At 70.2% G+C, this 21983-nt stretch carries 18 protein-coding genes; 5 read left to right on the top strand and 13 right to left on the bottom strand.

Features of this window, described 5'->3' with window-relative positions:
* Nucleotides 1-359 precede the first annotated feature (359 nt).
* Nucleotides 360-1865 carry a vanadium-dependent haloperoxidase gene (locus AAW14_RS04895; protein WP_265560237.1) on the top strand — a complete coding sequence of 502 codons (1506 nt, stop codon included), beginning with the start codon at nucleotides 360-362 and terminating at the stop codon, nucleotides 1863-1865.
* A gap of 105 nt (nucleotides 1866-1970) precedes the next feature.
* On the opposite strand, the gene AAW14_RS04890 is transcribed toward AAW14_RS04895, so the two are convergent.
* Nucleotides 1971-2504 (bottom strand): TetR/AcrR family transcriptional regulator, encoded by a 534-nt coding sequence (locus AAW14_RS04890; RefSeq protein ID WP_265560236.1) that lies wholly within the window; start codon nucleotides 2502-2504, stop codon nucleotides 1971-1973.
* Between AAW14_RS04890 and AAW14_RS04885 the strand changes: the two genes are divergently transcribed.
* The 3 genes from AAW14_RS04885 (at nucleotide 2503) to AAW14_RS04875 (ending at nucleotide 4772) form a co-directional block, all read left to right on the top strand.
* A complete protein-coding gene (locus AAW14_RS04885; protein ID WP_265560235.1) occupies nucleotides 2503-2961 on the top strand; it encodes a DUF4345 domain-containing protein in 459 nt (152 codons plus the stop codon). The genes AAW14_RS04890 and AAW14_RS04885 overlap by 2 nt on opposite strands.
* Before the next feature lie 139 nt (nucleotides 2962-3100).
* Nucleotides 3101-3634, top strand: coding sequence for a hypothetical protein (locus AAW14_RS04880; protein WP_265560234.1), 534 nt, complete (start codon nucleotides 3101-3103; stop codon nucleotides 3632-3634).
* A gap of 157 nt (nucleotides 3635-3791) precedes the next feature.
* Nucleotides 3792-4772 carry a trypsin-like serine peptidase gene (locus AAW14_RS04875; RefSeq protein WP_265560233.1) on the top strand — a complete coding sequence of 327 codons (981 nt, stop codon included), beginning with the start codon at nucleotides 3792-3794 and terminating at the stop codon, nucleotides 4770-4772.
* Between the two features lie 65 nt (nucleotides 4773-4837).
* On the opposite strand, the gene AAW14_RS04870 is transcribed toward AAW14_RS04875, so the two are convergent.
* The 11 genes from AAW14_RS04870 to AAW14_RS04820 form a co-directional block, all read right to left on the bottom strand.
* Nucleotides 4838-5485, bottom strand: coding sequence for a nitroreductase family protein (locus AAW14_RS04870; protein ID WP_265560232.1), 648 nt, complete (start codon nucleotides 5483-5485; stop codon nucleotides 4838-4840).
* Nucleotides 5482-6381 carry a hypothetical protein gene (locus AAW14_RS04865; RefSeq protein WP_265560231.1) on the bottom strand — a complete coding sequence of 300 codons (900 nt, stop codon included), beginning with the start codon at nucleotides 6379-6381 and terminating at the stop codon, nucleotides 5482-5484. The genes AAW14_RS04870 and AAW14_RS04865 overlap by 4 nt, the downstream gene beginning before the upstream one ends.
* A 73-nt stretch (nucleotides 6382-6454) precedes the next feature.
* Nucleotides 6455-7438, bottom strand: coding sequence for a ScbA/BarX family gamma-butyrolactone biosynthesis protein (locus AAW14_RS04860; RefSeq protein WP_265560230.1), 984 nt, complete (start codon nucleotides 7436-7438; stop codon nucleotides 6455-6457).
* A gap of 10 nt (nucleotides 7439-7448) precedes the next feature.
* Nucleotides 7449-8393: a nucleoside-diphosphate kinase gene (locus AAW14_RS04855; protein WP_265560229.1), complete on the bottom strand. Its 945-nt coding sequence runs from the start codon at nucleotides 8391-8393 to the stop codon at nucleotides 7449-7451.
* Nucleotides 8393-9481, bottom strand: coding sequence for an SDR family oxidoreductase (locus AAW14_RS04850; protein ID WP_265560228.1), 1089 nt, complete (start codon nucleotides 9479-9481; stop codon nucleotides 8393-8395). The genes AAW14_RS04855 and AAW14_RS04850 overlap by 1 nt, the downstream gene beginning before the upstream one ends.
* A gap of 118 nt (nucleotides 9482-9599) precedes the next feature.
* The gene (locus AAW14_RS04845; protein ID WP_265560226.1) at nucleotides 9600-11267 is read right to left on the bottom strand and encodes a hypothetical protein; all 1668 of its coding nucleotides are present in this window, start codon (nucleotides 11265-11267) and stop codon (nucleotides 9600-9602) included.
* Nucleotides 11264-13996, bottom strand: coding sequence for a phosphoenolpyruvate synthase (locus tag AAW14_RS04840; RefSeq protein ID WP_265560399.1), 2733 nt, complete (start codon nucleotides 13994-13996; stop codon nucleotides 11264-11266). Before AAW14_RS04840 ends, AAW14_RS04845 begins: the two co-directional genes overlap by 4 nt.
* A 639-nt stretch (nucleotides 13997-14635) precedes the next feature.
* The gene (locus AAW14_RS04835; protein ID WP_265560224.1) at nucleotides 14636-15592 is read right to left on the bottom strand and encodes a hypothetical protein; all 957 of its coding nucleotides are present in this window, start codon (nucleotides 15590-15592) and stop codon (nucleotides 14636-14638) included.
* A gap of 1034 nt (nucleotides 15593-16626) precedes the next feature.
* Nucleotides 16627-17592 carry a DUF1152 domain-containing protein gene (locus AAW14_RS04830; protein WP_265560223.1) on the bottom strand — a complete coding sequence of 322 codons (966 nt, stop codon included), beginning with the start codon at nucleotides 17590-17592 and terminating at the stop codon, nucleotides 16627-16629.
* A 221-nt stretch (nucleotides 17593-17813) separates the two neighbouring features.
* Nucleotides 17814-18131 (bottom strand): hypothetical protein, encoded by a 318-nt coding sequence (locus AAW14_RS04825; RefSeq protein ID WP_265560221.1) that lies wholly within the window; start codon nucleotides 18129-18131, stop codon nucleotides 17814-17816.
* A gap of 278 nt (nucleotides 18132-18409) precedes the next feature.
* Nucleotides 18410-18997 carry a TetR/AcrR family transcriptional regulator gene (locus AAW14_RS04820; RefSeq protein WP_265560220.1) on the bottom strand — a complete coding sequence of 196 codons (588 nt, stop codon included), beginning with the start codon at nucleotides 18995-18997 and terminating at the stop codon, nucleotides 18410-18412.
* A gap of 77 nt (nucleotides 18998-19074) precedes the next feature.
* On the opposite strand from AAW14_RS04820, the gene AAW14_RS04815 reads away from it, so the two are divergent.
* A complete protein-coding gene (locus AAW14_RS04815; RefSeq protein ID WP_265560219.1) occupies nucleotides 19075-20472 on the top strand; it encodes an FAD-dependent monooxygenase in 1398 nt (465 codons plus the stop codon).
* A 228-nt stretch (nucleotides 20473-20700) separates the two neighbouring features.
* Here the strand turns inward: AAW14_RS04815 and AAW14_RS04810 are convergent, their stop codons facing one another.
* The gene (locus AAW14_RS04810; protein WP_265560217.1) at nucleotides 20701-21966 is read right to left on the bottom strand and encodes an alkyl sulfatase dimerization domain-containing protein; all 1266 of its coding nucleotides are present in this window, start codon (nucleotides 21964-21966) and stop codon (nucleotides 20701-20703) included.
* Nucleotides 21967-21983: the final 17 nt, after the last annotated feature.

Here is a 21983-nt window from a genome sequence, read left to right as displayed (position 1 = left end):
CCGACAATCACCGGAAGGGCCGCCTTCAGTGATCCGAACGGCGGCCCGTGGCCATGGGGAGCCAAGCGGCTCCCCTGGTCGCCGACGACGGCGCCACAGGGGCCGGAGCGCGGGCAATGCCGTCCATCGAAATCCCTGCGCATTCTCCGCCGCCGGTCCGGTGTCGACAGCCACCGGTCGGTGGATTCGGAATCACTCACCCGAGTGAAGATCCGTCACGCCTGGGCAATTCCCGCCCTGTCGACGAACAACGATGAGCGGTCAAGCATCTGCGGGTAAATCCTTTATGGACATAAGACACGCGGAATATTCGGCGTGGCTGGCATTCATGTTGTTATGGCCGACATTATTCTCCGCTGGTGATCACCGACGTCGAGAGGAATGTCGTGGCTCTCGAGCCCCAGCATGGCCGGCCGTTGGCCGCGAAGTCCGTACTCGCACGCTTGAAGTCCCGTGCCGGCCGGCGCCCGGCACGGCCATCGGCCGCCGTTGTGGCTGCCGCCCTGCTCGCCGGGCTGACTCCGGTGGCAGCCGGTGCACAGCCAGTCGCTGCCGCGGCACCGAACCACCGGGATGATCCGACGCAGTACTGGAACAACGTCCTGCTCCACACCTTCCGTGATGCGCGGGGCATGGACGCCGCGCCCGGCAAGCTGACCAGGGCCGCCGCGATGGTCTACGCGGCGATCTACAACGCCGAGAGCGCGTATCAGTACACGTACGGAACCATGAAGTACCAGCCGTACCTCAACCGGCCGCTGAAGTACGCCGACCGGCCGCCGCGGCGGCGTCCGGACGAGGAGGAGCGGGTGATCGACCGCACGGCGTACCGCATCATCTCGCAGCTGTTCCCAGGTGATCAGGCCTACATCGACGCCCAGTTCACGGCCAGGACCGGCACCTCCCCGCACTCCTTCGACATCATCAACCGCCTGGTGGTCGACCCGGTGGTGAGGCAGATCAACGCCGCCCGATCGGGCGACGGTTCGGACAACTCGCAGGTCTACAACGGCGACACCACTACGCCCGGCGCCTGGCGGCCGACCGGGGGCAGCTGCCAGCGGGCGAGCGACGCGGTGACCCCGAACTGGGGCATGGTCAAGCCGTTCGTGCTCAGCTCGGGCTCACAGTTCCGGCCTGCGACCCTGTCCGCCTTCGCGTCCTACGCCGATCTGCTGGCCAGCCCGGCGTACGCGGGCCAGGTCGAGGAGGTGCGACGGGTCGGCGCCGTCAACTCCACCGATCGTACCGTCGATCAGACCGCCGCCGCCTGGTTCTGGGCCAATGACCTGGACGGCACCTACAAGCCCCCGGGGCAACTGCTCGAGCTGACCGGGATCGTCGCCAGGCGCCTCGAGCTCGACAAGTACCAGACCACCCGCTTGTACGCGCTGGTGTCGCTGTCGTTGGCGGATTCCGCGATCGCGGTTTGGGACACCAAGTACGACACCCCGATCAAGCTCTGGCGCCCGGTGACCGCGATCCAGGCCACGGGCGGTGCGAACGCGAACTGGCAGCCCCTCAGCGCGGACCGCTCCGGGGCACCGTTCACCCCGTGCTTCCCCTCCTGGAGCTCGGGCCACGCCGGCCTCGCGGGTGCCTGGGCAGGCGCCATGAAGCGTTTCTTCGGCCGTGACAACATCTCGTTCACCGCGCATTCCGAGGACCCGCACACGCCCGTGGCGTACCGCTCGTTCACCAACTTCAGCCAGGCCGCCCGGGAGGACGCACTCAGCCGGCTCTGGCTGGGGGTGCACTACCGCTGGGACGTCACCGACGGGCTGGCGATCGGTGAGAACGTCGCCGACTACCTGTTCGCCAACACGATGCTGCCGACGCGACCGGGCCATCCGGCGCGACGGTGAACCGGCACCGCATCCGGCTGTCCGCTCGGACGTGTGGGGCGAAAAGGATGGGCTGACGAGCGGTTCGGTGTCGCTGGTGCAGGGCCCGTGGCGCGGGGCGGGCGGCTACCGCCCCGATCGTTCCTTCGCGTTCCGCTTCGGTGAAGTCATCTCGAGCGGCCAGTCCGGAGCGGGGCCCTCGTCCAGGAGGGGGCGGATGGCGCCCAGCACAGCGCCGATGCACACGTCACGCAGTTCGGCACGGGTGCAGGTTTCCTTGATGAGCCAGTCGACGCACAGCACCTGGACGAACACCAGCCGGCTCTTCAGGACGCCCGATACGGCCTCCCGGGTGCTCTCGTCGGCGGGCGTGAGCACGCTGAGCAGCCGCTCACGCAGGGCGTCGAGTTCGCCGGCGTTGATCGTCTGAACGAGACGGTCTCCGGCAAGGACTCGGTTCGCCGTCAGGACGGTGTTGCGATTCTCCGCAAAGTACTCGACATGCGCGTCCAGCCCCTCCCTCAGCTGCTCGACCAGGGTGTCGGCGGGATTGAAGCGGGTCCTGACGAGCAGTTGCTCGGCCACCTGCTGGTAGAGGGCGGCGAAGAGGTCGCGCTTGCTGGGGAAGTGCCGGTAAAGGGGAGGGTTGGGCCGGGCCATGGACAGGAGAAGGGCACTGCGGGGGCTCGTGTGGGCGATGGGGTATGCCTGCGTGGCGATCGGGCTGTTCCACGTGCTGCGCGGGAACGCCGCAATCCCGAGCGCGAGTTCGGCCGGCCCGACGGTCGACAGCCTGGGCCGGTTCCTCGGCGCGATCTTCGCCGGGTACGGGCTCGGCCGGCTCTGGGCGGCGCGGCAGTCACCGATCCCTGCGACGGCGGTGCGGTGGCCGGCCGGGGTGTTTCTGCTGGGTGCGCTCGGGCGGCTGCTGTCACTCGCCGTGGACGGGTGGCCGCACTGGTTCCAGGTGGTGCTGGGAGTCGTCGAACTGGTGCTGTCGCCGCTGTTGTTCTGGCCGGCGGACGCCGATGAGAAGGCACTCCACGTCCGAGGCCAGAGAGGGAAGGCGAGACCAGTCGCCCCTACGCGACACGGACCGCAGGGTGCTCCTGGATGAGGCTGTGCCGGCGCTGAGAGCGCGCCAAGCGGATGATCATCAGATTTTCTGCATGTCGCTTATGACATGAATTGCCACTGTCTGTACGTTCATCCACGCATCGGCTCACAGCCAGCGTCTCTCAGACAGGAGAAGTGAGATGGATTACCGTTCCACCGCTGTTACCGCTGCGATCGCGACCGGTGTGGCCATGGTGGCCTCCGGCATCACCTACACCCCTGCAGCCGCCGGCACCACCTACGCTTCTTCAGTCTCCGAGCCAATGCAGGCCAGCTCGGCCCGGCCGGCGGTGGCAGCCGCCGGCCCCGAGGGCGGCAGTGGCGAAAGAAGCAGGGGCTACGAGAGCGGGGACGGCCAGGGCTACGGCTTCGAGCACGAGGGCAGGATCCACGTCAATGAGCGGGACTACTACGCCTTCCCGGGCAGCTGCATCACCGTGATCAGCGGCCTCGGCGCCAACAGCCTCAACATCCGCAACGACAGCGGAAGGACCGTCGAGGTCTTCAGCGGGGTCACCTGCGACAACGGCGCTCCCATCGCCACCGTGGGCCCCGAGAGCGCCGCCAACGGCATCGTCCCCGCGGTGGTGGACGACATCACCGTCGACAACGCCGTGGTGGGCAGCTTCCGGGTGGTCGGCTCCGAGCACCATATGCACTTCGACGGCGAGTGACCGAGTCACTTGCGTCACATGGGTAACGGGAACCCGGTTGCCCGCAATCGGTTCGTGAAGCGGCCGAGGATCGCGTCGCGCAACGACAGGCGCTTCTGCCCGCAGCGTCACTGACCCTATGGTGAGCCGTCACTTGTCTCCGCCCAGAGGGGAACTGATGGTGCGTAGGACCAGGATCATCCGTTACGCCGCCGCGTGCGCGGCAGCCCTGCTGCTCTCAGCCGGGCTCGCCCCGGCGGCCTGCGCCGACGGTGCCCCGGCGGGCCCGAACCCGGTTGCCGTCCAGCTCAACGCCTACTGGACACCGGCCCGGATGGCGGCCGCGCTGCCCGGCGACACCGGCAAGGGCGCCGAGGCCCGGCGGACGGCCCCCGCCGTCTCCCCCATGGTCGACGGACCTCAGCCGGGTGAGTACATCCCGCCCAGCAGAAGCTTCGACGGCCTGCCCCAGGCCGGCACCTTTTTCTGGACCGACACCACCGGCACCGGGCGCACCTGCAGCGGCTCCGTGGTGCGCAGCCCCGGTCACGTGCTGGTGCTCAGCGCCGGGCACTGTCTGAAGGGCTACTCCGGCACTTCCCCCAAACGCAACCTGGGCTTTGTGCCGCAATACCACGACGGACTCAAACCCTTCGGTATTTTCCCGGTCCGCAACAACGGTGTCTACGTGCCGCAGCAGTACTACGACCTGGGCGAGCATGCGGGAGCCGAGTACGACTTCGCCTTCGCGGTCACCGAGCCCAACCAGAACGGGGCGCTCGTCCAGGACGCGGTCGGCGGGGTGCAGTTGCTCACCGGGACGGGGTACTTCCACGCCCCGGTGAGGATGATCGGGTATCCGTCGGGCGCGGAGAAGCCGCTGGAGTGCTGGAGCTGGACCACAAAGTGGGCCAGCGACGACCCGGCCGACCCGGGCACCTACCCGCGTATCGCCTGCGAAGCCTTCGTGGGCGGGACCAGCGGCGGACCGATGCTGCTTCCGTGGCCCGGCGGCTGGGCGGTCATCGGGGTGATCGGCGGCTACCACACCGGCGGCAACACCCCCCAGGTCTCCTACAGCGCCTACTTCGGCACCGCCACCCAGGCGCTCTACCGCGCCGCGACTACCGGCGCCCCACCCGCAGGCCCCACTTCTTGAGACCCAGGACCTGGAGGAGGCACGACATGAAGCCCTCGGCGGGCGGCCCGCCAGCCGTGTGCCGTTCAATCGCGGCCTTGCCAGCCGTCGTGGTGCAGGACCTCCTCGAGCGGCAGGCGTGGCCCCGGCCGGAAGGTGGTGCGCAGCGGGTACGCCGTCGGCAGCAGCGCACCCTGGCGGACGGTGGCCGGCAGGCCCAGCAAGTCGGCGACCTCCTGCTCGCGGTCCAGATGGACCGCGGTCCAGGCGGTGACCAGACCACGGCTGCGGGCGGCCAGCGCATAGCTCCAGGCGGCCGGCAGCAGCGATGCCCACAGAGCTGCCTGGTTGCCCGTCGGCAGCCGCCCGTCGGGCAGTTCGAGGCAGGGGATGACCAGGACGGGCACCCGGTGCAGGCGGTCGGCCAGAGCCCGGGCAGCGGTGAGCACGGAGCGGGTTCCCTCGGGCACCTCGTCCAGCCGCTCCAGGGCTGCGGCGTTACGGTCGTGGAACGCGGCCCGGTACACCTCGGCGACGTTCGCGCGGACCCGTGGGTCGGTGAGCAGGATCCAGCGCCATTTCTGCCGGTTGTTGCCGTTGGGTGCCTGCAGGGCGAGGCGCAGGCAGTCCTTGACCAGTTCCGGGTCCACCGCCCGTTCCAGGTCGAGGCCGCGCCGCACGGAACGCGTGGTGGTCAGCATCTCCTCGCCGGACATGGGAAGTTCAGCGCTCACGGCAGCAGCACCGCCCGGACGACCAGCGCGAGGTAGGTGCCCACGACGAAGCCCATCGCGGTCGGCAGCGGCCAGCCGCCGCGGCGCGCGGCAAGGAATCGACGGGTTCCCCAGGCGGGAAGTGCCGCCGCCAGGCACGGCAGCAGCCCCAGCGGGCCGTCCGGCGCGAACAGGAGGACCTGGCAGCCCACCGCCCCTGCCGCGAGGCCCGCGGTGACCGCCGCGCTGCGCCTGGGGCCGAGGACGGCCGAGTACCGGCGGGCACCCGGCTCCGCCTCCCAGGCCGTCTTGCGGGCGAACTCGAAGTGCAGGAACACACAGGCGCACAGCGCGAGCAGCACCGCCCCGTGCCAGTCGGCGGTGACCGTCCCAGCGGCGGCCAGCGACCCGTACACATAGGCGCCGAGCAGCACCTGCACGGGGTAGGTGACCGCGAGGTTGAGCAGTTGCCGGTTGCGCACCGCCGACGACCGTCTCTCCAGGGCGGCGAGGAACAGCGCGTAACCGAGGGCCGCGAGGACCAGCAGGACGGCCGTCGCCGACTGGGCCGCGTTCAGGCCCGCCACCACTGCGGTGATCGCGGCCATGGCGCCGCGAAGTTCGCGGACGGTGATCGCGCCGGTGACGAGTGGCCGGTCCGGGTGGTGCACGCGGTCGTACTCGAAGTCCTTCTTCTCGTCCAGCATCCGCAGGAACAGCAGCGCCAGCACGACGCTGACGACGCGCACCCAGGTGGCTCCGGACGGCCGCCAGGCCGTGCCGCTCAGTGCCACCGCCGAGCTTTCCAAGGCCAGGACCCACAGCAATCCGTAGGTGGCGTAGATGTGGGGCGGGAACATGCGCAGTATGAAACGGCCGAGCCTGGCGGGTACTTGGGGTGCGGCGAGGGTGGTCACGAGGGGTGTTCCCCTGTTCGGTGTGTGTCGTGGTGCCGTGGTGGGGTGTGGTGTTTCGGTCGGGTCGGGAGGCTCACGCCCCGGCGTACGTTCCCGGGCCCGTGCAGACGCCTGTCAGGTCCGTCGTGTCCCGGTCGGCGAGGCTGATCCGGGCCTCGGCGACCATGGCTCCGGGCTGGGTCAGAGTGCACTCGATGTCAGCGCCTGGCAGTACCGGAGCGGTCCGGCACTCCAGGGGCAGGTCCATCTCGGCGAAGCAGCGGAACCGCGCGGCCAGGCCGACCGGCAGCGCCGTGGGCGAGCGCACCGTGCCCGCGGCGACGGCGGCCGTCACGGCCAGTTGCCGGAAGGCCTCCAACTCCAGCATTCCGGGCACGTGGTCGACCCAGTGGTCGTACAGGATGGGGTGTGCGGTCTCGGCGACCAGGCGTGCCGTGCATATGCCGCCGCCGGAGGTGTGCGGCGGGGAAATGACCGTATTGGCCGGGTCGCGCCGGCCGACGAGGCCGGGATCGATACGTGGTCCGGGCAGTGCGACGGGAGGTTGGGACAGGCCGAGTGCGGCGCGTTGCCCGGCCCGCAGGCGCGCCCAGTGCTCCGGCCGCATCCAGGAATAGTCGATGCGGGCCAGCAGGGCCTCGTGTGCGCCGATGGACGCGGTGAAGCGCAGCCGCAGGCCTGTCACGCCGGACCGGTTCCGGATCCGGTGCTCGACACGGGCGGCGATGACGGTCTCGGTGGGTGTGTCACCGGACGCCAGCGCAGCCAGGTCCGGCACCTCGAACTCGACGGTGCGCAGCAGGAACTTGTGGCCCAGCGGGACATCGAGGTAGCGGTGGGCCACCACGAAGATGCCCTGCCTGCACGCCTCCAGCAACAACAGGGGGTCGTGGTGGGCCCGGGAGCCGAGGGTGTCGTCGTAAAAGGCGTGCAGCCGGGGAAGTTGCGCGGCGAGCAGCATCTCGTCCTCGCCGTGGCGCTCAGCGTCGGTCAGGAAGACCTCCGCAACGGCAGCGCGGTGCACCAACTCCTTCGGAAGTGTGCGGGCGAACTGCACGAGCCGCTCCTCAGGTCAGGGCGCCGCGGACGGCGTCCAGGTGGCGGCGCCACTCCTCGACGCCGGCTCCGTCCAGCACCGGGGCGCGGCCGGGCTGTCGCATGGGCAGCACCTTGGAGCCGACGATGACCGTGTCCCACGGGTCGAGGTCGATCCCGTGCTTCCAGGCCGTTTCCAGCAGGAAACGCGGGCCGGCGGACGGGTCGGCTGCGGAGTGACGGGAGACCTCATCGCGCAGTCTTCCGACCGCGGGGTCGAAGTCGAGTTCACGCGGCTTGGTGGCGGCATACAGCCGGTCGGCCAGCTCGAGCGCGCAGGCGGTGCGGTCCTCGTCCGCCAGCGCGGAGCGGAAGAGGCGGTCACGCGCGGCGTCGTCGAAGTGCACGGCCAACTCCCGTAGGACATCAGCGGGTTCGTCGGGAGTGTGTACCAGGTTGAGCAGGTAGCTGTAGCGGCCGAGGAGGTGGCGCAGCTGGCCGGGCTGCCGGGCGTCCGGGTCGGTGGGCCCCTTGAGGCGGGTGAGCTCGACCGAGGCCGGGACGTCGAGGTCGTGGTCGGGACGGACGAGGAGAACGAGGGCGTCGGCGTCCTCCAGGAAGAGCGCTGCGAGCCGCCTGCGGTACGGGGTGGCCAGGTTCCACTGGAAGTACCACAGGGAGCGGATCATGGTGCGGGTCAGGCGGGTGACCGCCGCGCCGACGATCCGGAAGCCCTGCTCGCCCAGCCACTCCACGGCCGTGTCCAGTCTGCGGGCCACGACGGCGTCCGGCTTGAGCAGCAGCGCGGCATGACGGTGGGCGAAGCCGGTGACGTCGTGGGTGAGGGCGAAGAGTTGTTCATGGCTCTCCTGGTAGTAGGTGTCCGCGCCGTACAGCCGCTGTTTGTCCGGGTGGCAGGTGAGCAGCGGTGAGACCGGAATGCCGTGCGCGGGCCGGGCGAGGCGGGTAGGGGTCATCAAGGGGTGCTCCCGTCGGTTCGGGTGGCGTCCGGCTCCCGGCGCGCGGCGCCGCCGAGGTAGCCGGTCCTGAGGCAGTGGTCGAGGAGGCGGCGCAGGTAGGGCCGTCCGCCTGTGGGTGCCGGACCCTCGCTGAAGGCGGCAACCTGCGTGTCGTCGAAGTGGATGCGCCGCCGGAAGTAGGTGTCGTAGAGGGAGATGACGCGGTCGTAGTAGGGGCGTTCGCGATCGGACAGGGCCGATACCGAGAAGGCGGACGGCGGGACGAACCTGGGCACCTGGAAGGACGGGTACTCGGCGAGGACGTCGGAGAACTCCCGCAGGGTCAGCTCGTGGCCGACGGCATGCAGGGTGAGGCCCTCGGCGGCCTCGAAGCGGAGGGCGGCCTCGGTAACGAGGTCGGCGACGCGGTCGACCGGGACCAGGTCGAGGGCGGCGTCGTAGTGGCCGGGCACGGTGCGCACCAGGCCCTTGGTGAGGACCTTGAGCACGGGGTAGATGGTCTTGAATTCGCGGACGCGGCCCGTGCGGGCGGCGCCGGTGACGATGCTCGGGCGTACCACGGCCACCGGCAGGCGCTCCGAGGCGGCCTTGCGGACCAGGGTCTCGGCGGTCAGTTTGCTCTTCTCGTAGTCGTTGCCCGGGCTTTGGCCGACGTCGAGTTCGTCCTCGCGGGCTCTGCCGTCGCGTTCGCCGCACACATAGGCGGTGCTGACGTGTACCAGTGGGGTACGGCAGGCGAGGGCGAGGTCCAGAACGTGCCGGGTTCCGGCGACGTTGATGCTCTCGTACCGCTCTTCGGGCAGTCCGAAGTCGGTGACGGCGGCGCAGTGCACGATCCGGTCGGCGGCCGCGACGACATGCCTGACATCGTGGGTGAGCCCCAGGCCGGGGCGGTTGATGTCGCCGGTGATCCGGGTGAGGTCGCCGGGCCCGGGGGTGAGTCTTCTGCCGTTGTTGCGGACGAGGTCGCCGTTGCGGTGCACAAGCGCCAGCACCGTGTGGCCCGCGGCGGTGAGCCGGGCGGTCACCTCGGCGCCCACGAATCCGCTGGCGCCGGTCACCAACACCGTCATCGTCTCGGCCATCAGTCGCTCCTCCGGGGGAAGCCCGTGGTCGTGCCCGTGATGGTGAACGGGCGGGCCGCCGGGAACCGGCGTGCCGTCGAAGTGCGGGACGTGCTGCGGGCGGGGGCGCGGTCGGGTGTCATGCGGCAGCCCGTCGCGCGGTCTGGTGTGGCTGGGCACCATTGCTGGCGAGCAGGTCGCGGGCCTCCTCGATGGGCAGCTCCGCGTCGAGATAGGCGCCGATGCGCAACCAGTCGTAGCCGAGCTGCAGGGTGGCCCGCCAGGTGTCGGCGGAGTCGAAGGACGCGGGGAAGGCGTCGGCGCCGGCGGCGTCCCGTACGAGGGCGGCACAGGCGCGCACCTCCGTGAGAAGGCCGTCGCCGTGCTCGGCGGAGTCGACGGTGCGCCGCAGCAGTGCCTCCGCACGCGCCCGGATCACCCGGGTGGCGGGTGGCAGCAGGTCGATACGGCGGACCAGGTCGGAGTCGGCGGGCAGCGGGTTGACACCGTACGCGCTGAAAAGGCCCCGCAGCGCCGCGTGCACGGCGCGGCGCGCGGTGAGTTCGGCGACCCGCCACTGACCGCGCTGCAGGGCGCCGGTCAGATCCTCGACGGCGTTCTCGACGACCACGTTGGACCACACCAGGGCCATGGTGGCGGCGGAGAACCGATCGGCGGGCAGCGGCACCAGATCGATGGCGTCGGGGCCACTGACGGCCGCGCCGCGCACCGAGAGCAACGGCTGCACCGTGGACGGCGGCGGAGTGACGGGACCGGGCGGCGCGGCCAGCGGCAGCGACGGGGTGACCGTGCCACCGCCCTTCCACACCAGCCGGATCAGTCCGTAGCGCAGGAACGCGGCCAGCCGCGGGCCGGGGTCGACGATACCGGTGTCCGCGGTCGCCGCCAGGACCTGCGGGAGCGGCCGGCCCAGGACGAGGGAGCGCCAGACGGCTCCGGCCCGGTCGCCCAGGGCGAACACCTCGCGCCGCCCGCGGATGACGTGGATCCGCTCACCGGTCTGCCAGGTGGTCACCCCGGCGACGCGTTCGACGGTGAGCCGCTCGGGTCGCCAGGGGACCTCGCCGAGCCGGAGTTCTTCGGCGAAGGCGAGGCACGCGGCCAGATGGCCGCGGGCGGCGTCGGCGTCGCCGGGCGCGGGGGCGGCGGCTTCCAGCTCCCAGTACCGGTCCCGCACCTCCGGCCGGTCGGCCCGGTCCAGTTGCAGGGACAGCCACTTGGGTTCGAGGTAGGTCTCGCCCAGCCCGGCCGCCCATGACTTGACCGTCTGGACGAGTCCGGCGCGGCTCCAGTCGACCGCCTCGTCGGCCTCACCGAGGCAAAGCAGCGCCATTGCGTATCGCAGGGACTGACGGGCCCGGTGCGCCCACCAGTCGGCGGCGATGCGGCGGAACCGCTCGACGGGCAGCATCGCCTTGACCTCGCCGACCAGGGCGTGGCCGCGCAGCGGGTGGCTGTGCAGCAGCCGCTGGCAGCGGTTGAGCAGGTCCTCGGAGAGCCGTCCGGGCCGTTTGGCTCCGTCCTCCAGCGTGCGTAACTGGTCGGTGAGTTGACGCACCGACCGGGTGCGGATCTCGACCCGGCGGCCGTCGACGAAGAGCAGCGACGGCATGGTCGGCAGATCGTCCTCGGAGCGGCCGATGAGCAGGAAGTCGATGTCGGAGGAGGGGTTGCCGAACCCCTCGGCGATGGATCCTTCGAGTGCCACGGCCCACTCGGTTGCCCGGGGCAGTTCGGCGAGGGACCTGTCGAGCAGGCCTTGCAGTTGGTCCTCGGTGAGGATCACCGATGTGTCTCCGTCCTGGTGTCCGCGTTCACGGTCGTGTCGTCCTTGGGCGGGTCGCTGAGTACGGTGACCGTCCCGGCGGCGCCGTCGACGCGCAGCAGGGTGCCGGTGCGGATCTCGGTGGTGGCGCCCTTGACCTGGACCACGGTCGGGATACCCAGTTCCCGTGCCACGACGGCGACATGGGTCAGCGGGCTGCCGCGTTCGATGACGAGGGCGGCGGCCGAGGGCAGCGCGGGCACCCAGCCGGGGTCGGTGCGGTAGGCGAGCAGGATGCCGCCGCCGATGTCGCGCGGCGTGTCGGTGACGACGGCAGGACCTTCGGCGATGCCGGGGCAGCAGGGCGTGCCGCGCAGTTGGCGGGCACCGCTGCGGGCGACCGGCCCGCTGGTCCAGCCCGCCCGCTCCAGGTTGCCCGACCAGTACGGGGCCCCGCGGGTGCTGAAGCGGGACGGGGCGTGCAGTGCGGTGTCGGCGGCGAGTTGCCTGCGGCGCAGCGCGGCCAGTTCCTTCAGCTCGGTGTGCGCGATCATGCCCTCGAAGGCGCCCCGGACTTCTTCCAGACGCAGCATGAACACGTCGTCCCAGGCGTCGATGGCTCCCTTGCGGGCCAGGTCCCGGCCCATGGCGCGCAGCATGCGTTTGGCCGCGCCGAAGGCGCGGGTGCGGCAGAACCTCAGCCGTTCCCGGTCGGCGAGCGCCGCCCTGGCCTTGCCCCGCACCCGCTCGTACACCCAGCGGCGCGGGCCGCGCAGGTGCCGGCCGAGGTAGGCGTCGGCCTCGCCGCCGCGGTCGCCCGCGTTGCCGGCCGTGGTGTCCGGCAGCGCATCGCGCAGCAGGGTGAACAGTCCTGCCGGGTTCTCGTGCAGGTCGGGCACCTCCAGTTTGAGTTCGTCCGGGCTGCGGTAGCCGTAGTCGGCTCTGTACGCGTCCACCGCGGCCAGGAACTGGCTGTGGCCGGCGTCACGGAGCGCCAGGTAGGCGTCGGCGTCGGGGGTGTGTTCCAGCAGGTGCCGGACCTCGGCGTCGGCTCGTGCCATCGCCGCCAACTCGGCCAGTGCCCGCGCCGGTTCGGCGGACTCGACGTCGCCCCCGGGGGCGGCCACGGCCCAGGTGAACCATTCGGGGGCGTGCGGCAGCCACCTCCTGTTGAGCAGGGCCAGCAGGCCGATGGAAAGCAGGATCGTGGCATCCAGGGCCTGCATCGGGCCCCATTTCTCGATGAGCTCCCGCTGCAGTCGACGGAAGCGACGATAGGTCTCGTCACCGGGCAGCGCATCGTAGTCAACATTGTTGAAGATCGCGTAGGACCGGTAGAAATCCCGGTGAAATGATTCCACGGATTTCCGGATGGTCAGGAATCTTCTGGCGAAGACCACCGTGCGGGCCAGTCGCGCAACACGGCCGCGCAGCCCGGTCCGGGGTGTGAAGGGATGAAGTGCGTCCGCGGTCTCATCGGAAATGCTCTCCGCGACACCCAGGGATTTCTCGAGAACTCGACGGTTGAGTGTATACAACGGCGCCAGGCGCACCATGCGGTACCAGTGGTACAGGTTGTAGTAGACCCGTCCATGCACATAGCCGAGCAGGTGCGGGGTCCACTCCTGCACCTCGCGCAGTTCCTCGCCCTTGACGCCGAGCGCGCGAGCGTAGCTCTCGTACACCTTGGCGTAGGTGTCGGCGGCGAAGCTGTAGGTGAGAGGGGAGACGACACCGCTGAAGCTCTCGATGATGTTGGAGTTGTCCCAGATCCGCAACTCTCCCGCGGGCTCCGGCGCGGTGCGGGCCGCGGCAGCGAGCGAGGTGACGGGGCGGCTCTGCAGGATCCACAGGGTCCCGTCGGCGATGGCCCACTCGATGTCCTGCGGGGCACCGTAGTGTTCGGTGGCGCGCACTCCGGCAAGGTGCAGCCGGGCCAGGTCGTCGGCGGTCAGGGACAGCGCGGTGCGGTCGTCGTCGGAGACCTGCGACACCTCGCAGCCGGGTCCGGTGCCTGCGTCGTAGCGCTGCTGTTTGTCGCCGACCACCGTGCTCACCGGCTCGCCGGTGGCGGCGTCCAGGACGACGGTGTCGGCGTCGACGGCGCCTGAGACCAGCCCCTCCCCCAGTCCGTGGACGGCGCTGACCACATGGCGGTCCGTGCGGCCGGTCGTCGGGTCGGCGGTGAACAGCACGCCGCTGCGCTCGGCGGGCACCATGCGCTGGACGATGACGGCCACGCCACCGGCGTCGGGCGGCAGTCCGCGTTGCGCGCGGTAGCGCAGGGATCGTTCCGAGAATCCGGAGGCCCAGCAGCGCCGGACATGGGCGGTGACCTCCTCGGGTCCACAGACGTTGAGGAAGCTGTCGTACTGGCCGGCGAAGGAGTGCTGCGAGCCGTCCTCCTCCGCGCCGGACGAGCGGACGGCCACCAGGCCGCCGCCGGCCTGCCGGTAGGCGAGGTCGATGGCCGCGGCGACGCGCTCGTCGAGGGACGCGGCCTCGATCAGACGGGTGATCTCCTCGGCGACCTGCCGGGGCCTGCTGTCCCAGCCGTCGGCAAGGAGGTTCCCCAGGCGCTCGTCCAGTCCGCTGCTGCGGCAGAATTCCGCGAAAACGTCGAGGCCGAGCACCGACCAGCTCGGTACTTGAAATCCGGACACGGTCAGGGCGTGGAGGTTTCTTCCTTTTCCACCGGCCCATTCGGCCATCAGGGAATCCTCACTGGAAGTTGTGAGAACGTGAAGCACCCGGTGGGCGGACCCCGTGGTGAGCGACAACTCGTTTCCCTTCGAACGACTTTTACTCAACCTCCCCGAGATGTTTCACGGTGGGACCCGTCAAAACCCCCGGGTTGGCCGCGGTCGGCGTTTTAACTGAATATCGCCGGTCGTTCACCGCCGCGTCAGGACGGTCGAAAGGGTCTCCCACCCCGCGGGACCGGCGGGTCATGGCTGGTCCGGCCCGCCTCCGGGTCGAGGGCCGAGAGAGGGGAACCGGAAGAGCAGGCGACTGATGGCGTTGGCGGCTTCCGCTTCGGGTGGCCGAAGTTGACCGGCACGATGCTTGACGAGCACCTGGGAGAGATCCGCTTCTGGACGCACTTCGTCGGCTTCCGGCGCAGCCGACCGGGGACAGCGCCTCGCAGTGCGTGGCCATCGAGCAATGTCCGAGTACGCACGCACGGCCGCCGCCCTGGCGCGGTGATCCATCCTGGACATCGAGCCCGACCACCACGCCGGCGTCGCCGTCGCGCGAACCGCCGGCTTCCTTACCTGCACCGCGGCACCCGGGACCGTCACCGACACCGGGCGGACCCACGGCCTACTCGCCTGGGCGCACCACCTGACTGTCGGCCAAGGTTGAAGAAGACGCTGAGGGCAGTTCCGTCACAGGCCGGTGGAGGCCCTGTTCTGCGCCTGTTCGAATTCGGTCAGAGGATCGCCGCCGACGCGCCAGGGCCAGGCGGTGACCGTGCCACTGAGCGCCTCGAAGACCAGGCGGGCCTCGTGCCGTCGATCGGCGGCCATCAGCGCGTAGGCAAGGAGGTTCAGATCGGCAAGAGCCGCGGCATGGCGGAAGAAGTCAGGCCGGACCCACGTATGGACCGCACGGTCGAGGGTCTGCGCCGCAGACACGTGGGACCAGTGGTTGCGCGCCACCAGCGCTTCGAGTCCGCCCCGGGCAATGACGGAGTGGTACTGCAGGACCTGGGCGGTGAGTTCCGTCGCCGCGCAGGGTGCGTTTGCGGGCATGCGGGCGGAGAGGGCGTCGACGAACTCCAGTACCTGGATGCGCGATCCCGCTTCCTGCGGGGTGAGGTAGCGCAGCATGCTCAGGTACGCCTCGCGGTTCCAGCGGTCGCGCGACAGCACCTCGTTCCACACTCCGAACACCTGTGGCTGTTCCCACCGCTCGAGGCGTGACACCCCCAGCAGCACCACCCATGGACTGGGGTCTTCAGGTGCGAGGTCGGCGGCCCGGAAGCAGATCTCGGTGACGGCGGCCGCGTCCTCCAGGTACCCCTGGGAACGGCCGCGTGCGAGTTCCGTCCACGCGTGCAGGACGAGTGCACCCGTGTTGCGCGGTTCGCGCCTGGCCCAGGCCGACGGCAGATGTGATGCGGCCAGGTAGTCCGCCAGGACCGACATGCGGTGCGAGCGACGGTCCCAGTCACCCGCGTCCTGCTCCATCAGGCGGGACATCTGAGCTATGCACAGATCCGCCGTCGCGATGGTGCCCGACATGGTGGTTGCCCGGAGCGACTTCAGAAGCTTGCGCAGGCCCTCGTCGTCGAGTTCCGGGGCAAGGCGCGCCTTTCTTCGGCGGCTTGAAAGAAATGCCATGCTGGGAGGCTAAGGGGCACGGGCCGTTACGCAAGGTTTCCGTCCGGATCGTTATCAGTTACATGCCTGACCTTGGGTTACCGGCCGTAGCCGAAGAATGACCGCCGTTCCGCATGTGCCCGCCGGGGCAGGGCGGGTCCATGGAGATGAGGTCGATGACGGCCGTTCGGAAGCCGTCCGCGCCACGCTGAGCCACCGGCGGCCAGGCTGTGGAGGCATGGCGCAGCCCGGTCAGATCGGGCGGCTGGTCGCGGGAATCGAGCGGCTGGTCGCGGGGAAGGGCAGCGGCAGGCGATGGCGCGCCTGCCGCCTCACCAGGCGTGTTGACCTGGAGCGATGTTCATGGGGCAGTCGTTGCAGCGGAAGGCGCTCCGGGGGTCGCGGAGGCGGGCGGCCCGGGGGGGGTGACTCGGATGCCGCGAGCGGGAAGGCGGAGCCGGTGACTGGCACGGCGAGGCAGGGAAGGCGAGCTCTCTGCGCTGCACGTCCCGGCAGCCTCCGGCCGCGCTTTCGATGATCGCAATCCAGCCGGGACTCTCCGCCCGGAAGAACCAGCGGTCGCCCGGCCGGGAGGAGCGGCCGGATCCGGCCGCGTCGCCGCAGGCCGGTCCCGTGCGCCAGGAGAAGTCCAGTACCAGCCACTTTCCGTCACCCTCCTGTGAGGCCGAGTATGTGTGCTCGGCCGCGACGGCCGCGGTCAATGCCTGGTCGTAGGAGGCGGCGGTGCAGTCGGCGGTCGGCAGCCCAACCGGCCGCACGGTCGCAACGCAAGCGGCCCGGCGCCGTCGGCCGTAAAGCGCACGTCATGGCCGACGATCACGTCCGGGTGGCCGAGCGGCCCGGGCAGCCGGACCCGCGCCGTCGCAGGACTCTCCCTGCCGCACTTGGCACGCTCGTCGTACGACGGCGAGGAGAAGGTGATTTGAACCCGTACGACGCTCGACACGGGGTCGGTGAGCACCGCCTTGAGCCCCCGCATACACGCGTGTTCGCCACTGGGCACCTGCAGAGCTGTGACCGGGAAGGTTCACAGGTCAGTGCGGGAAGGCTCTCGGCGGGCGTTGACGGGGCAGCTCGTCGCGGAACTTCTCGATGATGGTGCTGATCTGCCGCATGAGCGAGGTCCTCTCCAGTTGGTCCAGGTAGAGGTTGCGGCGGGCGAGTCCAGGGGCGTCCACGCAGAAGTACAGGGTCATCAGCGGGTTGATGAACAGTTCGCTGTCCCTCGTGCGTTCGGTGAAGTGGACGTTGCCGAAGTCACCGCGAACGGCGGCGGCGATGGAGCCGTTGACGATGCTGGGGTGGCTGGGGGTGCACTGCTGGGCGTGGGTCACCGCATCGAGGTAGAGCGCTCCCTCGCGGCTGTGGCGTGGGACGGAGAAGGCACCGAGGTAGGCGCCGTCGCGTTCCAGGGCGGCCAGGTTCTCCAGCGCCAGGCTGTGGTTGACCCCGTGGTAGGAGTCGACGCCGAAGCCGAGGCAGGCCACGAGCCGGTGCGGAATCTCGTCGAGTCCGCTGACGGCGGCCAGACTGACCATGTCCTCCTCGGGGGTGCCCAGTCCGTGCTCGTCTCCGCGCATGAGGATGTCCGTGCCTCCGTCGACCAGCACGAGGGCGTCGACACCACCCAGGTGGCTGATCAGCGAGCGATATGCGGCACGTAGCGGCTGCACGCCCGTACGCGGGAACGCGTACACCGTGGAGGGCAGGTTCTGCCGGTCGAGCCACTGGGCGAGGGTGCGCTCGGGGAAGTAGTCGCCCCGGAACGTCGTGTCGGGACGGACGGCCGCGACATCCTGCTCCAGCCATACGTCCAGGTTCAGGCCGTACAGATCGGCGAACGAGAGGTTGGCGAGGTGCACCTCTTTCCCGGCTGAGCGCAGGGCGAGGGCCAGCGGGAGGCCGGCGTAGATGTCGAAGCCGCCGCCCGCACCGGCGACGAGTATGTGCTGCGCGTCGCGCAGCCGGGTGAAGAAGGGCGGCTCTAGGAGGGAGAACACCCGGGGACGCTAGCAGGGCCGCAACTGAGCGTCAGGGGCCAGGCCCGGCGAGGCGGCTCCCCGACGTCCGGGACCCGCCTCGCCGGGGCTGTCCCAGGGGAGCCCGGATGCGCAGCAGCCTTGCCCGCGCTGCGTGATCAGCCGCGCCCATCGCCCGGGGCGGGATCCCCGATCACGACGATGTGAAACCCGTCGTGCAGCCGAAACGGCCGGGCCGGCCGTCAGATCTCGGAGTCGATGCCGGTGATCACCGCTGATCCCAGGGGTGCGATGGTTTGGTCCAGCCCGGCGGCGCGCAGAGCGGAGTCGGCGAGTTGCCGGGCGTCCTGTTCGGCGTGGGGGCCGCTGTCCGCCTCGATGGTGAGGCGGATGGTGAAGGTGTTGTCCTCGTTGACGGTGAGCGCGTCCAGGTCCGCCTCGCTGCCCATCTGGGTGCGGTGCGGATCGGCGGGACGCAGGGCTCGGGCCAGTTCGGCTCTGGTACGGGTTCCGACCGTGTCGGTGAAGGTGCCGGGCACGGTGATCACGTACGTAGTCATGTCGGTCCTCCTTCGGACAACACGCCGCGTACCCAGGTTTCCGGGCCTGGCCACACGATCCGAGGCCGCCGGTCACCGAAGCCGCGTACGGGACACCGTGAGCCGGTGACGCTACGGGACACCGTGAGCCGGTGACGCTACGGGACACCGTGAGCCGGTGACGCTACGGGACACCGTGAGCCGGTGACGCTACGGGACACCGTGAGCCGGTGCACATCGCCGGGAACGGGACACGCGGCCGACCGCGCGCAATTGCGGGGTCGGGCCCCGGCGAACCGTCAGGGCCGTTGCGCAGGGTAGTCCCGTGCGTTCAGGGCCCGGTAGGCGAAGCGGGTGATGACCTCGACGGCCTCGTCCTCCGGCATGTCAAACCACACCTGGGCGAGGCTGTCGATCATCGCGACCAGCAGCGTGAGGCTGACCTCTGGGGAGGCCGGCAGGTTCCGGACGTTCACCAGGTGGCCGGCCAGATCGTCCAGCTGTGTGCGGCGGAAGCGGCTGAGGGTCCGGGCGAAGTCGTCGCTGACGAGGGCCGCCTGGTTCAGCGCGAGCATGGTGGCGGCGTGCTCGCGATGCACCTGCCAGTACGCGGCCACGTGGTAGCGGATCGCGTCGGGGTCGGAGAAGTCGCTCTTGTGCTCGGGTGCCGCGGCCTTCTCGTCGCTCGCCGAGGCGATGTCGGCCAGCAGCGCCTCGAGCAGCTCCTCCTTGCTCGTGAAGTGGTTGTAGAACGAGCCCGCCGACCGCCCGGCCTCTGCCGTGATGTCGGTGATCTTGGTGTTCAGGTAACCGCGGGTGGCGAACAGACGCTTGGCCGCCTCGATCAACGCGGCCCTGGTGTCGGCCGCCTGCTCCGCACGTTTCACGCACCCTCCTCGCCTTATTGACAGCGCACGCTAGCAGCGGACACGATGAATTTATATTCACTGAATGGAGATTCATTATGAAGGCGCTCGTCGTGGGCGGTGGACCGACCGGACTGACTCTGGCGATCGACCTGGCCCGCCGAGGTGTCCGCGTACGGATCGTCGACAAGGCTGCGGGATTCTTCGAAGGGTCGCGCGGCGACGGAATCCAGCCGCGCACACTGGAGGTCTTCGACGACCTCGGCGTACTGGACGCCGTACTGGACGCGGGGGCGCCGTCGGCCGCCATCCGCGTGCACCTGGACGGCCGCCCGGCGGGCGAGCGGCGGATGGTCGAGCCGCGTGAGCCCACTCCCGACGTGCCCCACCCGAACCCGTGGGTGCTGGGCCAGTCGCAGCTCGAGGGAATCCTCCGGGCGCGGCTGTCCGAGTTCGGCGTACGCGTCGAACTCGGCGCCGAGTTGGTCGGCCTGGCACAGGACAGTGACGGGGTGACCGCGCGCCTCTCCACGGACGAGGTCCACCGGGTCGACTACCTGGTCGGCGCCGACGGCGGCGCCAGCTTCGTGCGCAAGGCGATCGGAGTGGCGTTCCCGGGCACCACCGACGAGTCCTTCCGGGTGGTGGTCGGTGACGTGGCCGCGCCGGGCCTCGACCCCGAGGTGGGTCACTGGTTCGCCGCGGCGGACGACCCGATGTCGGGCATCATCATGACCCCGCTGCCGGGCACCGGGATGTTCCAGTTGGCCACGCCCCTGGGCGAGGGCGACGACGCCTCCCTGGAAACCATGCAGGCTGCCCTGGACCGGTTCTCGTCGGGCGTACGCCTCACCGGCCACGGCTGGTCGACGGTGTGGCGGCCGAATGTGAGGCTCGCGGAGCGGTATCGGGTCGGACGCGTCTTCCTGGCCGGCGACGCCGCGCACGTGCACCCCCCGACGGGCGGACAGGGCATGAACACGGGCGTCCAGGACGCCTACAACCTGGGCTGGAAACTGGCCGGGCAGACCGCACTCGACAGCTACGAGACCGAGCGGCGCGCCGTCGCCGCGCACGTGCTCGGCGTGAGCACCGATCTGCTGCAGAGATACGCCGAGGGCCGGGAGGACGCGCACCGCCGCGGCGAGGAGAGCTTCGGTCTCAACATCACCTACCGCGCCACGGACGCCGTGGGCGGCGTCATCACCGGCGATCGTGCGCCCGATGCCCCGGTCCTGAGCCCAGCCGGCAAGCGCATCCGTCTCTTCGACCTCTTCCGCGGTCCCCACTTCACCCGCCTGAACTTCGGCGGTCACGCCTCCGTCCCCGACGACCGCGAGCACACCCACACCGTGCTGCGGCCCGGCGAACAGCCTCGCGACGGGCGTGACGGCGACGAGCACTGCGTCGTCGACGCCGAGGGACACGCGTACTCGGCCTATGCGGCTTCGCCGGGCGACAGCTTCCTCGTCCGCCCGGACGGCTACCTGGCCTGACCTCCCCGAACCGGCCGGATGCGCTGCCGCCAGGTCCCCGGTGCACGGCGAGTGCCATCGGGGGCTCGGAGGTACCGGCGAACGTCACGCCGCAGGAGTGCCGTTCGGCCTGGAGGCAGGCGATCTCCTCGTCCTGCCGGGGCACTTGACGACGGGCAGTGCTGCACGATCCGCTGGCTGGACGGTTTGCCGCGCGGGATCGCCGGTGAGGGGCGGGGAGGCCACGGGTCAGGGCTTGTCATCGCATTGTCGGCGCGACTCGGCGGCGGCCCAGGTGAATATCCCTCTGGCCATCAGGGAGGACTCGGACTCGGCGCGGGCCTCGTTGACCTCGGCGCGCGCCGCGTGCACGGCCGCGTCGCCCGGCGCGGCCTGGACCGCGAACTCCGCAAGGTGGCCGGCGACCCTCAGCTCGCCCGCGTCGACGCAGCGACGGGCCGCATCCGCCAAGGCGGTCGCACCGCCTGCCAGGTCCGCCAGTGCGATGGCGAGCCGGGCTTCGGGAGCGGGCTTGAGGTGCGCGGGGTTGCCGTCGTACCAGCCGGCGTAGCGCCGCCACAGGTTGCGCACGATGAACTCAGGTTCGTCGTACTTGGCCTGGAGGTAGACACGGTCGGCCAGGTGCGCGGGCGGACGTACGGAATGGATCAGATCATCCAGGCGGGCACCGGAGTTGAGTCCGTCCAGCGTCTGCTGGACCAAGCTCTCCAGCCATTCGGCGGTCTCGGTGAGAGCCAGGCGTATCCGGTCGGCGCCGAAGACCGGTGCTCCGTGCGAAGGCAGCATGATCTCCGCACCGAGGGCGGCCATCCGGCGCAGTGCGACCGCCCACTCCCGCGGATAGCGCTGCACCTTCTGCGGGTTGCCGCAGTTGGGGGTCACCCATATGAACATGTCGCCGGGGCACAGGATGCGGTGCTCGGGGATCCAGGCGACGGTCGCGTCGTCGGTCTCGCCCCGCACGTGGAACAGTTCGAAGGTGAGCTCGCCGCGGTTCAGGGTCATCGCGTCCCGGTACGTCAGGTCGGGCCTGCGGTACTCGGTCGGCCAGGTCAGGTCGGGGGCCTGGAACTGCCTTTGGTTGATCACCGAGTTGTAGCCGCCCGTCAGCAAGTAGCGGTCGAACCGCTCGCCGATCTTCTCGTGGGCCAACACGGTCGGCCGTGGCGTGTCCTGCGCATCGAACGGGCCCATGCCGAAGACGTGGTCGATGTGACCGTGCGAGAAGACCGCGGTCGTCACGGGGAGTCGGCTCCACGCGCGCACGGCCTGGTGGAGCGTTTCCGCGGCCCACGGGTTGCCGGTGTCGAACAGGATGATCTCGCCGCCCGTACGGAAGGTGATGACGTTGCCGAAGCCGGGGAACCAGCCGACGCCGTCGACCACTTCGCTCACGCCGGAGCCCGCCTTCCCGGCGTGCACGATGCTGTCGTCGACGGCGCCGCGCCAGACCTGGTCGGCGTAGTCGGTGATGGAGAAGGTCATGGTGTCCATGCCACCGTGCCCCACCT

Source organism: Streptomyces hygroscopicus, assembly GCF_026168105.1.
GTDB lineage: Bacteria > Actinomycetota > Actinomycetes > Streptomycetales > Streptomycetaceae > Streptomyces > Streptomyces hygroscopicus_D.
Note: the sequence above shows the minus strand (reverse complement) of the source record. Positions and strands in the feature narration are given on the sequence as shown.